Origin of the sequence: Colwellia sp. BRX10-1 (genome assembly GCF_014077545.1) — a bacterium.
GTDB lineage: Bacteria > Pseudomonadota > Gammaproteobacteria > Enterobacterales > Alteromonadaceae > Colwellia_A.
Window position 1 is genome coordinate 30,182 of sequence record NZ_JACGWC010000029.1, and the last position, 12,926, is coordinate 43,107.

Annotated in this window: 12 protein-coding genes; 6 read left to right on the forward strand and 6 right to left on the reverse strand. The window is 37.1% G+C overall.

Translation table 11 applies throughout. From position 1 onward, the window contains the following. Positions 1–5: 5 nt before the first annotated feature. Positions 6–896: a (2E,6E)-farnesyl diphosphate synthase gene (gene ispA / locus H4J75_RS17220; RefSeq protein ID WP_182216712.1), complete on the reverse strand. Its 891-nt coding sequence runs from the start codon at positions 894–896 to the stop codon at positions 6–8. Continuing rightward, complete coding sequence (locus tag H4J75_RS17225; RefSeq protein WP_070375867.1) at positions 896–1,159, reverse strand: exodeoxyribonuclease VII small subunit; 264 nt, start codon at positions 1,157–1,159, stop codon at positions 896–898. The genes ispA and H4J75_RS17225 overlap by 1 nt, the downstream gene beginning before the upstream one ends. A 513-nt stretch (positions 1,160–1,672) precedes the next feature. Here H4J75_RS17225 and pomA point away from each other — a divergent pair. The 3 genes from pomA (at position 1,673) to thiI (ending at position 5,040) form a co-directional block, all read left to right on the forward strand. Further along, positions 1,673–2,440, forward strand: a complete 768-nt coding sequence (gene pomA, locus H4J75_RS17230) for a flagellar motor protein PomA (RefSeq protein WP_182216714.1) — start codon at positions 1,673–1,675, stop codon at positions 2,438–2,440. A gap of 12 nt (positions 2,441–2,452) precedes the next feature. Continuing rightward, positions 2,453–3,391, forward strand: a complete 939-nt coding sequence (locus H4J75_RS17235; protein ID WP_070375869.1) for a flagellar motor protein MotB — start codon at positions 2,453–2,455, stop codon at positions 3,389–3,391. Between the two features lie 194 nt (positions 3,392–3,585). Next, the gene (thiI, locus tag H4J75_RS17240) at positions 3,586–5,040 is read left to right on the forward strand and encodes a tRNA uracil 4-sulfurtransferase ThiI (protein WP_070375870.1); all 1,455 of its coding nucleotides are present in this window, start codon (positions 3,586–3,588) and stop codon (positions 5,038–5,040) included. Positions 5,041–5,059: 19 nt separating this feature from the next. Here the strand turns inward: thiI and H4J75_RS17245 are convergent, their stop codons facing one another. Then, positions 5,060–5,980 carry a ketopantoate reductase family protein gene (locus H4J75_RS17245; RefSeq protein WP_182222793.1) on the reverse strand — a complete coding sequence of 307 codons (921 nt, stop codon included), beginning with the start codon at positions 5,978–5,980 and terminating at the stop codon, positions 5,060–5,062. Between the two features lie 9 nt (positions 5,981–5,989). Then, positions 5,990–6,343, reverse strand: a complete 354-nt coding sequence (locus tag H4J75_RS17250; protein ID WP_182222794.1) for a VanZ family protein — start codon at positions 6,341–6,343, stop codon at positions 5,990–5,992. Between the two features lie 145 nt (positions 6,344–6,488). Here H4J75_RS17250 and H4J75_RS17255 point away from each other — a divergent pair, with 145 nt between their 5' ends. Together H4J75_RS17255 and H4J75_RS17260 are read left to right on the forward strand one after the other, a co-directional pair. Next, a complete protein-coding gene (locus tag H4J75_RS17255) occupies positions 6,489–6,971 on the forward strand; it encodes a YajQ family cyclic di-GMP-binding protein (protein WP_182216720.1) in 483 nt (160 codons plus the stop codon). 241 nt (positions 6,972–7,212) lie between these two features. Next, positions 7,213–8,568, forward strand: a complete 1,356-nt coding sequence (locus tag H4J75_RS17260; protein WP_182222795.1) for a sodium-dependent transporter — start codon at positions 7,213–7,215, stop codon at positions 8,566–8,568. A gap of 185 nt (positions 8,569–8,753) precedes the next feature. Here the strand turns inward: H4J75_RS17260 and H4J75_RS17265 are convergent, their stop codons facing one another. Further along, positions 8,754–9,461 (reverse strand): TIGR01621 family pseudouridine synthase, encoded by a 708-nt coding sequence (locus H4J75_RS17265; protein ID WP_182222796.1) that lies wholly within the window; start codon positions 9,459–9,461, stop codon positions 8,754–8,756. Then, positions 9,462–10,823 carry a Na+/H+ antiporter NhaC family protein gene (locus tag H4J75_RS17270; RefSeq protein ID WP_182222797.1) on the reverse strand — a complete coding sequence of 454 codons (1,362 nt, stop codon included), beginning with the start codon at positions 10,821–10,823 and terminating at the stop codon, positions 9,462–9,464. 270 nt (positions 10,824–11,093) lie between these two features. Here H4J75_RS17270 and gshA point away from each other — a divergent pair, with 270 nt between their 5' ends. Further along, on the forward strand, positions 11,094–12,665 hold the full coding sequence (gene gshA, locus H4J75_RS17275) for a glutamate--cysteine ligase (RefSeq protein ID WP_310733620.1): 1,572 nt from the start codon (positions 11,094–11,096) through the stop codon (positions 12,663–12,665). The last annotated feature ends 261 nt before the right edge of the window (positions 12,666–12,926 follow it).

Below are 12,926 nucleotides of genomic sequence, written 5' to 3' on the forward strand. Positions count from 1 at the left end.
CAAGATCAATGAGCGCGTTTGATAATAAACGTCGCAAATTGAGCTAAGTTATCTGTATTGTAGGGTAAAGTTGCTAAAGCTTGAAGTGCTTGTTGATATAAGTTGTCAGCTTTTTGCTGAGCGCCCTGTAAACCTAATAGCGCAGGGTAGGTACTTTTATTAGAGGAAACGTCTGAACCTGCTGGTTTTCCTAGTTCTTCTTCACTAGAAATAATATCAATTATATCATCGCGCACTTGATAGGCTAAACCAATATGATCAGCATAAATGGCGAGTTGGTGCTTTTCATCGGCAGAAATATCGTTACTTAACTCTGTAACCATGGTCACAGAAGCTTTTAACAACGCACCTGTTTTTAGTGAATGTAGTTTTTCAAGTTCAGCTAAAGTGATCACTTTATCGGTCGCAGAAATATCAAGTGCTTGTCCACCGCACATGCCTTGGTAACCTGAAGCATTGACTAATTGACGGATTAAGCTAATACGTTTTGATTCAACCGCGGCGCTAAAGTTATGATTAACTAAAATATCAAAGGCAAGTGTCTGTAAACTATCACCTGCTAAAATAGCGGTCGCTTCATCAAACGCTTTATGACAAGTTGGTTGCCCACGACGTAAATCATCATCATCCATCGAAGGTAAGTCATCATGAATTAATGAAAAAGCATGGATACATTCTAATGCTGCCGCAATACCGTCAACGTCAGATAATTCAAGTCCCAGTGCATCACCGGTAATATAACTTAAATAAGGACGCATACGCTTACCACCAATTAATAAGCCGTATTGCATTGCTGATAGCAATTTTTGATCATTTATTTCATAAGCGGCTAATTTGTCGGCAAGGTATTCATTAATGCGCGTTTGATAAAAGTCGAGTTGGTATAATTGGGTCACTAATTACTACCCAAACTTTCTGAGTCAACTTCGTTTTCAAAATCTTCAAGTTGGGCTTTACCATTTTTAGTCAGTAAAATTTGAATTTTTTGTTCAGCATTTTTTAACTTTTCTTGACTGGCTTGGCTGAGATTTAAGCCGCGCTCAAAAAGGGTCATTGAATCTTCTAAACTCAATGCTCCTTGTTCTAAATTCTGAACAATAGTTTCAAGTTCTAAGAGTGATTCTTCAAAGCTTAAGTTTTCTATTTTTTTCTTAGCCATCATCGAGAGTTCAGTGATTAAATATCTAGGCGCAAATTTATACCAAACGCCTTAATTAATCAATAAACTTCAAATGCTTTTGCCCCTTAATGACTATCATATACTTTCTATTGTCGGTCATTCTACGACTATATTGGCGCTTATATTTATCGTTAAAGCGCTGCGGTTAACGATAACTAGATAAATATAAATTGGGTAAGCTTAAATATGGCGAATTTAGTTGGCAGTATTAACTGTCTCTGGACTATACGTTGTTAAAGATATTGAACAATTATTTTGTTCAGCAAAGTTAACCTTAAAAATAGCGACTAATTACTTAAGTTATTGACAATATGGGCGATAATAAACTTATAGAGCCGTAAGCCATTCATATGCAGTTTTAACTGCGCGCTTTGGATGGTTATGGTTAAATCACGAGTGTGGATAAGAATATAAGTATTCGCGTATCGTAATACCTTAATGTATTATCAAATAATACGACTATCCGTATCATTTTTTTGTGGAGACTTTTTTGTGGATATAGCAACAATATTAGGTGTAGTAGGCGCAATAGGTTTACTCATTATGGCAATGATGTTGTCTGGTGATATCGGCATGTTTATTGACGTTCAGTCAGTTATTATTGTTTTTGGTGGTTCAATATTTGTTGTTTTATCTAACTATAATCTTGGTCAGTTTTTTGGAATTGGGAAAATTATAGGTAAGGCTTTTATGTTTAAAATTGAACAGCCTGACGACCTTATTGAAAAATCAGTTGAAATGGCTGACGCCGCTCGTAAAGGGGGTTTTTTGGCTTTAGAAGAAGCAGAGATAACTAACGGCTTTATGCAAAAAGGGGTCGATATGTTGGTCGATGGCCACGATGCAGATGTAGTACGTGGCACACTAAAAAAAGATATTGAGCTTACTGCTGAACGCCATGAAACAGGCGTAGGTATGATGATGGCACTTGCTGATGTGGCACCCGCGATGGGCATGATTGGCACCTTAATTGGTTTGGTCGCGATGTTATCAAACATGGATGACCCCAAATCTATTGGTCCAGCTATGGCGGTTGCACTACTAACAACCCTATATGGAGCATTCCTCGCTAACGTTATTGCCATTCCTATAGCGTCAAAACTCAGGCTTCGCCTTGCTGAAGAAAAAATGAACCAGGAGCTTATTCTTGACGCTATTCTGGGTATTCAAGACGGACAAAATCCACGTGTCATCGAAGGGTTACTTAAAAACTATCTTGCTGAAGGTAAACGTGCTGTAAATACCACAGAAGAAGAGTAACGGGAGTAATTTATGGCTGAAAAATGTAAATGTCCACCTCCGGGGCTTCCCGCTTGGATGGGTACTTTTGCTGACTTAATGTCACTATTGATGTGCTTTTTCGTTTTGCTGTTATCTTTTTCTGAAATGGATGTTTTAAAGTTTAAACAAATTGCAGGTTCGATGAAGTTTGCGTTTGGTGTACAAAATAAGATTGAAGTAAAAGATATTCCTAAAGGCACCAGTATTATTGCGCAAGAATTTCGCCCAGGTAAACCTGAGCCAACACCTATAGAAGTTATTCAACAGCAAACCATGGAAATGACCCAACAGATGTTAGAGTTTCAAGCAGGTGATGAAACGTCTGCTGGTGGTCGACAAGAACAACGAGGTACAGAACGTGGTGGACAATCACAAAGTACTGCAGATGAAATGTCAGCCCAGGCAATGCAAAAGGCTCAAGACGAATTAGAGCAGGCTTCGCAAGAGCAAGTAAATGAATTAGTTAAAAAAATTGCTGATCAATTAGAACAACAAATTCAAGATGGTGCCATAGAGCTTGAATCTCTCGGACAACAAGTGATTATTCGTATTCGTGAAAATGGTTCTTTTCCTTCGGGTTCTGCTTTTTTACAACCACAGTTTCGCCCTATTATTAGAGAAATAGGTGAGCTACTCAACACGGTTCCGGGTGAAATTATGGTTTCTGCACACACAGACGATCGCGGTATTAGTTCAGAGTTATTTTCTTCAAATTGGGATTTATCAAGTAAACGAGCTGTCGCTATTGCTCATGAATTAATTAAAGTCCCTGAGTTTGACCAGTCACGTTTATTGGTTGTTGGTCATGCCGATACAAGACCGGTAGTGCCTAATACTAACGCGCTAAACCGCAGAAGAAACCGTCGTGTTGAGATTTCAATTAACCAAGGTAAAGCAAAGGAAACCGAACCTGTTTCTATTATTAAATAATAAATTAAGCCGATAAATTCAACTATCGTGATGGCGTTAAGTGATAAACCCCCGTTTATTGCTTAGCGTACATTTTTCAACTTACTCTTCATTTCAACTTACTCTTTATTTCAATTTCGTGTATAATTCGCGCCATTATTTTTGTCGGCCGATTATGGCCTTTAGTCTAGTTTTATATTTAGGGTCGTTTGTTCATGAAATTCATCGTAAAACTCCAATCTGAAATTGCTGTAAAGAGTCGCCCGGTTCGTAAGCGCTTTACTAAAATTTTAGAATCCAGCATTAAAAATGTTTTACGACGTGTTGATGAGCAAATTACCACTCAGGCAAACTGGGATAATATAGAGGTTAATACTAAAAATAACTGTCCTAAAAATCGTTTGGCACTTATTGATACCTTAAAATGCGTGCCGGGCATCGCTCATTTTCTTGAAGTTCAACAAACAACCTATACAGATGTGCATAACATTTTTGAAAAAACATTAGCAGCACACGAAAAGACAATTGAAAATAAAACGTTTTGTGTAAGAGCCAAACGAATTGGAACACACGACTTCAATTCCTTACAAGTTGAACAATATGTTGGCGGTGGTTTAAACGAGCACGTTGAATCCGCTAAAGTTAAATTGAAAAAACCTGATGTAACTATTCGATTAGAAATAAAAGATGAATACTTATTTATTGTCACAGAACGACATCAAGGACTAGGTGGTTTCCCAATAGCAAGCCAAGAAGATGTTTTATCATTAATGTCAGGTGGTTTTGATTCGGGTGTATCAAGTTTTCAAATGATCAGAAAGGGTGCTCGTACTCATTACTGTTTCTTTAACTTGGGTGGCGCTGCGCATGAAGTTGGCGTAAAACAAGTGAGTTACTACTTATGGAATAAATTCGGTGCATCACACAAAGTAAAATTCTTTTCGGTTGATTTTGAACCGGTTGTTGCTGAAATTTTAGAAAATGTTGAAAACGGTCAGATGGGCGTTATTCTAAAACGTATGATGATGCGTGCTGCTGCGAAAATAGCGAAAAGAGCGAATATAGAATCTTTAGTTACGGGTGAAGCGTTAGGTCAAGTATCTAGCCAAACATTAACTAATTTAAATGTGATAGACCGAGTTACTGATACGTTAATTCTCCGTCCATTAGTCGCTTATGATAAACAAGATATTATTGATATCGCCCGTAAAATTGGTACTGAAGACTTTGCTAAAACTATTCCGGAATATTGTGGTGTAATATCAAAGCGCCCAACCATTAAAGCGGTATTATCTAAAATTGAAGCAGAAGAAGAAAACTTTGATTTTGATGTTTTAGACAAGGTTGTTGAAGCAACGCGTATGTACGATATACGTGATATTGGTAAAGAAAGTGAAGAAGAAATTCATGCAGTTGATACAGTAGACGATCTTCCTAGCGATTCAATCGTTATTGACATTAGAAGCCCTGATGAAGAAGACGAAAATCCTCTAGAACTTGAAAACGTCAACGTTGTTCATATTCCTTTTTATAAGCTATCTAATAAGTTTAGTGAGCTAGAGCAAGACAAAGAATATTTACTGTATTGTGATCAAGGTATAATGAGTAAGCTACAAGCACTTTACTTAATTGGTGAAGGCTATAAGAACGTTAAAGTTTACCGTCCTTAATATGACTCGTTAACTCGGGTCAATATTTATCCTCAAGTGCTTTAACAGCTAACCATAGTTGAGTATTCATCGCTGTGGTTAGTTTATGTTTTTCCCCTAAACGGTGAATGTAACCGTTGATATACTCTATTTCTGTACGACGTTTATTACGCACATCAGCGCGCATCGAAGAAGTGTTTCTATTGGTGCTTTTAGCAACATTATGGATTAACTGTCGTAATAATATTTCACTTAATATTACGCCTTCCTTCGTCGCTACAGCAACGACTTCACTGATAATATCTTCGGTCATTCTTTGGTAAGCTTTTTGATTTACTTCACCATTTTCAATGTCGTTTAGTGCTGAAATAGGGTTGATCACACAGTTAATGGCTAACTTTTTCCATTGCGCTTGTTGAATGTTTTCTTGCCAGCTAAGCTGTTTCAGGCTTTTATTAAGGTGTTTTAACAATTGCTTTTGCTTTATTGAGTCCAGCGTCCCGTAAATAATACCCAGATCGCTATGGCCCATACCGGTATGTTTAACATGATAAGGGGCGACTTTTTTAGCGCCTTGCGTAAGTAACAAAGCCAATAAACATTGTGATGGTTTAAGTCGTGGGCTAATTTCTTCGAGAGTTCCTAAACCATTGTGGGTAAGAATAATAACTGCATCGTCACTGATTAAATGATCAACAGCTTTCAACGCCTCGGTGACTTGATAAGATTTTACACAAAAAATTATAACGTCAGCACTGGCTATTAATTGGTTATCAGCCATTGTAAATGGAAAGCTTTTTGCAAGACCATTCATTTCACTAAAAAGGTAATCAGATAATGTTGTTGGCGTTGACGGCCACAATGACACTAAGTTATCACCTTGTTGGTTAATTATCGCTTGAGAAAGCCGATGATAACAAAGTAAACCTATTGCACCTTGGCCAACAATAACAATATTCATCTTATCTTTTTATGCCTTTGGGCTGTTGATAAAGTAAAAAAACCACTGAAGAACAGCAAAGAAAGATATGCCTACAACATCAGCGACAAAGTCAAAAAATTCCCCACTGCGAAAGCCTAAGTAATACTGGCTTAATTCAGTCAATGCACTATAAAAAAATAAACAAATAACCGTATTGATTAAAGGTAGTTTCATCAAACCGACTAAAATCCAAGTCAGACCAAAAAAACCAATAACATGGCCAATAGTATCTATTTGTATTTTATTAATAACGGTGGTTTTTAAATCGTCAGGGATCAAAAAAATCAGTGCTAATACCAGTAAAAAAACTAATATAATTAGTAGTTGAATGTAACGTTTCATTAAAGGGTAATTTTATGAAGTCATTAGTTTAGAATTATTCATCATAACATGTGAAAATAGCGGTTGCGATCACCTTTACCCGCTAGTGGTAATCTTGCTAAGATTGCCAACACTTAAATTATTGAATTATCGAAAGGTCAAGATCATGCCCTCAATGGATATCGTTTCCGAAATTAATTTGGAAGAAGTAAGAAATGCAACTGAAAACTGCAAGAGAGAATTAGAAACGCGTTTTGATTTTCGTGGTGTTGAAGCGAGCATTGAATGGAAAAAGCCCAATGTGGTAATAAAAGCTGAAGGTGACTTTCAAATAAAACAACTGGTAGATATGGTGCGCGTGCAGTTGGCAAAGCGTAATATCGATGCTAAAGCCCTGACCCTTTCTAATACTGAGCATACAGGTAGAACCTTCACTCAAAATCTTTCATTTAAAGAAGGTATTGAGCAGCCTATCGCTAAAAAAGTCATTAAGTTAATTAAAGACAGTAAGTTAAAAGTACAAGCGGGCATTCAAGGCGATCAAGTACGAGTGACCGGTAAAAAACGTGATGATTTACAAGCGGTCATGCAATTAATTCGTGAAGGCGATCTAGAGCAATCTTTTCAGTTTAATAACTTTCGCGACTAATACAGCGCTTTCTTAATACGTTCAGCCTTTGAAGGGTGAATATATCAATACTAAAAAACAGCACTATCGGTGCTGTTTTTTTATACGTTTACTTTTTGTTTTACCCGGTAAGTAATCTTATCTTTACAAGTACACGATGATTTTAGTGACAAATTGCTTACCTTTAGACAATTAACGCTGTTGTTTTGATGACACATTAAGTAGATTAACCGCATTCTAATAATAATAAAGATTACGTTTAATGAGTGTTTCAAGAGGTGGGTTTAGTTCTCGGATTGGTTTTATCATGGCAGCGGCAGGTTCCGCTGTTGGTTTAGGCAATATTTGGGGATTCCCAACACAAACAGCAAGTAATGGTGGTGCTGCTTTTGTTTTAGTTTATTTAGTTTTAGCCTTTTGCTTAGCTTACCCTGCATTTATGGCCGAATTATTGATAGGCCGATACGGGCAAGCGAATGCAGTTAGCTCGTTAGAAAAAATGTCACGCAGTCTTTGGCAGAAAAAATTCGCCTTCTTTGTTGGTTTTGGAGGCATAGTTTGTGCGGCACTTATTCTTAGTTTCTATGGGATTCTAGCTGGCTGGATGATGTCTTATGCCGTTGAACCCGTTTTAACCTTTGTTGGTTTAAGTGATGCAGCGCAATGGGTTATTTCACAATCTTTGTGGCGTAATTTAGGCTTTACCGCCTTATTCATGGTCTTGACCGTTTTTATTATTCGCCATGGCGTTGAAGATGGTATCGAAAAATGGTCAAAACGTTTAATGCCAATGTTGATCGGTTTATTAATACTGTTAATTATTTATGTTGTTACCTTAGATGGTGCAGCTGAGGGATTAAATGCTTATTTGAACCCTGATTTTTCCCGTGTATTTGAAGCTGATTTATTAATTAGCGCATTAGGGCAAGCCTTCTTCTCTTTGTCACTAGGCACCAGTGTGATGATTATTTATGGTTCATATATTTCTAAAAAAGAGAATTTAATTACCCTAGGTGCACAAGTCACGCTTATTGATGTGTCTATCGCATTCCTAGCCGGCTTATTAATTATTCCTGCTATGTATGTTGCTCAAGCGCAAGGCGTGGCGATATTTGCTGATGATGGCAGTTTAATCAATGGTTCAAGTCTGGTCTTTACTGTCTTACCCAGTTTATTTGAAAGCATGGGTAATGTGGGCAGTTTTGTCGCTTTTGCTTTCTTCTTATTAATGTCTATTGCCGCTTTAACATCTTCTATTTCAATGCTTGAAGGACCGGTATCTTACGTGGTTGAGCGTCATGACCTTCCAAGAGAAAAAGCGACCACCTTAATTGGTATTGGTATTTTCTTATTGAGCGTGGTTATCGTTTTAAATATTGAAACTATGCTCGATTTTGTTGCCATTTCTGCTACACAATATGGGCAACCTATTATAGCGATGCTATGTTGTGTTTTTGTTGGCTGGATTTGGCATAGAAATGATGTGCTTATGGAGCTTAAGCAAGGTCATGATAGTGCAGAGCATAGTGTGTTTTGGAAAATTTGGCCTTGGTATACCAAGTTTGTTTGTCCAACAGCGATAGGTGTCGTGTTTATTCATTCATTAAATCTTTTTTAAAACAGTAGAGTTTAAAAATGAACATAAAAAAAGCGAGCTAAGCTCGCTTTTTTTATGTTCACAGTATCAGTGAATTGGTTAGGATGACTATGCGTTAGTAAGTGGGATGGTGTTTTTCTTTCACCTTTGTCGTCATGCTGAATTTATTTCAGTATCAGGATGACGCTTTCAACAGGAGGCAATTGTTAGCTTATATTTGGCCAAGTAAGTGACCAAGGGGTCTTAATGGCCTCTAATTGTTGTTGGCAAGATTCACTTAAATATTTTTCTCCAGAAGATGGGCAAAGTACAAATTGATATTTTTCCCCATCTAAAGTGAAGCTCAGCGCGAATGCATGTAAATAACCACGTTGCTCTTGATAAGCGTCTTGCGTTGCGTAAAGTGGATCACCGAGTATTGGAGAGCCAATACTGGATAAGGCAACACGTAGTTGGTGGGTTTTACCACTTCGCGGTTTTAATAAATACAAACGCAGACCATCGCTAAGTGAATACGACAAGAACTGTGTAATCGCGGGGTTGACTTGTGTTCGTAGTAATTTCCACATGCCTCGGCGACTTTTTTCCATATCGCCTTTAATCAAACCTTGTTTTTTCTTAGGTTTTTTATCACTGATCGCCAGGTAATATTTTTCAACCTTATGTTGTTCAAATAACGTTTGAAACTGTTGCGTAGTCGCTAAGTTTTTTGCAAAAATCATTAAACCTGAAGTCATTTTATCAAGGCGATGCACCGGGAATAAATCATCAAATTTACCTTGCGCTTTTCCCTGTTTTTTAACTTGGTTGAAAAAACCTTGCTCAAGGTCGCCTTCATCATGGAAGTTAACATCGGCCGGTTTCTCTACAATAATAAAATTATTGTGTTCAAAAATTATATTAATCGATTGCACTTATGAGAGCCCTAATCCTACCAAGATATAAAGAATAATTGTGAGCACAGCACCAAATAATGCATAAGGTAATTGTGTCTTAACATGTTCGAAATGATCACAACCACTGGCGATGGATGCAACCACGGTAGTATCAGAAATAGGAGAGGCGTGGTCGCCAAATACGCCACCACCTAACACTGCAGCGACTAAAAATTCTATGGGTAACCCACTCTGTTGAGCGATAGGTACAGCAATAGGCACCAATATAGCAAAAGTTCCCCAAGAGGTTCCTGTTGCAAAAGCCATTAACGCCGCGGCAATAAAAATAACGGGTGCCATTAAAAATAACGGCAGTTCAACATTAAATAATTCACTGACATAAATACCTGTGCCCAAGCCTTTTATTGCGTCACCAAAAGCAAATGACAAGACTAAAATGGCAACAGCAGGAAACATATGTTTAATGCCTGCAGCTGAGCTGAGGGTTATTTCTTTAACACTAAGGAGTTTATTCAAGGTAATTAATAGCACTAATAAAATAAAAGCGCTGATGATTGACCAAAATACAGCAAATGAGCCTGAGCCACGGCGTATGTCGCCATCACCTGTTATCCACAATAAAATTAGGGTCAGTGCTAATAACGTTAATAAAGGCAACCACATGATATAGGCTGGCGCTATTTGTTTTACAGTATCTTGTTGCTGGTCGGTTACCAAAGACTCTGCTCTTTTCATTGGACCATAAATTTTTCCGCTGTAGGCGGTATAAAAAGCCAATGAAATAGCGATTATTGCGTAAAAATTATAACTAACAGTACCGATTAGAACACCCACTGAGTCGGCAAGTTGATAATCATCAAGTAACCCTAATACATAAGCACCCCAGCCGTTTACTAATAATAAGATGCTTACTGGCGCGCAAGTTGAGTCAATTAGGTAGGCTAGCTTTGCGCGGCTCATTTTATATTTATCAAAGAGTTTCTGACTAGCCATACCAGCAGTAAACATACTTAAATTAGTATCGGTAAAAATACTGGTACCAATAATTGTCGGCAGCATACTCGCTTGTCGAGCGTTTTTGACTAAATTTAATGAGGACAGTTTTTCGATAAAACCATTAACCGCGCCTGATTTATTCATTAGGGTTACTAACGCGCCAATTAATAAACTAAAACTAACAATATAAAGGTTACTGGTAGAAGTGAATACACCACCAATCGCCAAAAAACCATCGGTTATGCCCGTTATTATTTGCCAGTTTGTCGACATTATACTTGCTAAAATTAAACCGCAGAATAAAGCTAGTAGAGCGTTTTTTCGCCAAATGGCAATCACAATAGCAACAAGTGGAGGAAGTAATGATAAAGGACTGTCTTGCATGATTTTAACTATTTTCTTATTATTATCTTATAAGGCACTTTACCGTAAGCGCTAATGTTTAGAAACTGCTTTGTAAGAGATTCATACAAATTTGATTAGTTTTATTTTGAAAATAAAACTAGCGTATTACGGTCTAGTGCTTTTAGAAAATGAATGTTTATTTTGAGGATGTCACTTAAGATTGATTTTTAATACGATAAAGTATTGAAAAGTTAATTATTACCCTCAAATAGTCAATAGCAGCTACGCTTAATGTATTAGGGATTATTTTTGAAACTTTCTTTTGATGACTATGTAATGGCATTTAGCCAAGATGAACATTTATCTTCCTTAACAGGCATTGGGCGAGGCATAGAACGAGAAGGCTTACGCGTTTTACCTGAAGGACGTTTGTCATTAGCCCCCCACCATAAAAGCTTAGGCGCTGCGTTAACACATCCTAATATCACTACGGACTACTCAGAAACGTTATTAGAGTTTATTACACCGGTGAGTTTTGATCCCGAAACAACTATCGCGCAATTACAAGATATTCAAAAATATACCTTAAGTAAAATTGATGGCGAACTGCTGTGGCCAATGAGTATGCCATGTTTTGTTGATAATGATGATGCTATACCGCTAGCAAACTATGGTTCATCAAACGTAGGTCAAATGAAAACAGCCTATCGTCAAGGGCTAAAAAATCGCTATGGTAGTATGATGCAGGTTATTTCTGGTATTCATTTTAATTTCTCATTTTCTCAAAATTTTTGGCAAAGTATGCAAAAAATTTCAGAAAATAAGGCACCGATAAATGATTTTATATCAGAAAAATATTTTTCATTATTACGTAACTACAAACGATATTGCTGGTTGATACCTTACCTTTACGGTAGCTCGCCAACTATTTGTGGTTCATTTTTGAAAAATAAAACCACCACGCTTCCTTTCAAAAAGTCAGCGAGTGGTTATATGTACCTTGAGTACGCTACATCGTTGAGAATGAGTGATTTAGGTTACACCAATAGCGAGCAAGCATCGTTGAAAATTTGTTATAACGATTTAAGTGGTTACTTAGATGGTGTACAAAATGCGATTAATTTACCTTCAGAAAAGTTTGCTGCCTTTGGTGTAAAGGTTAACGGAAAATATCAGCAACTTAACAGTAATATTTTACAGATTGAGAATGAACTTTATGCGCCTATTCGGCCTAAGCAAGTTGCTAAATCTGGAGAGAAACCCTCAGAAGCATTAAGAAATAGAGGGGTTGAATACATTGAAGTACGCGCCCTTGATGTTAATCCATTCTCTGATACGGGGATAAGCATTGAGCAAGTTTATTTTCTCGATGTTTTCATTACCTATTGTGCCTTAGCAGATAGCCCTTTATTTACTTATCAACAACAAGAAAGCTGCGATGCCAATATGGACGAAGTTGTTGTTCGAGGCAGAGATCCACTTTTACTACTCAATGATAATGGTTGTGATAAATCAGTGAAAGCCTGGGGCAGTGAAATTTTCCAACAAATGGAGAAAGTCGCAATCTTATTAGATAGTGCTTATGGCAGTGACAAATATAGTCAAGCGGTGGCCAATGAACAACAAAAATTGCTTGATCCTAATTTAACACCTTCCGCTCAATTACTTGATTGTGTGGTAAATCAAAATCAAAGCTTAACGGGCATCGCTTTACAAAAAGCACAAGACTATCGTCAACAGTTACTAGCGGCAGATTATCAGGTGTTTAATGAGCAGTATTTTATTGACGCGGCAACAAAATCACATCAAGGACAAAAGGATATTGAAAACGCTGACCAAGTAGATTTTGATACTTTTTTAGCTGACTATTTTGGTAAATAGTCTTTAATAATTACTCGCCAGAATAGCGCGTTAGTTAACGTGCTATTCCATCTTTCACTCCTGACAATAAAACTCTTGTTCAAGTATAATCGTTCTCGTAAGCCCTCACTTCCTTGTTGCGTTGACTTTACTCATTTCATTTTGTTAAATAATAAGCAAACATTTTGCTAAATTATAGTCAAAAAAAAACGCATTACTTAAAAAAGAATGCGCAATAAAAACATAATAACTAATAGATACAAAAAAAGAAAAAAAAAAAGA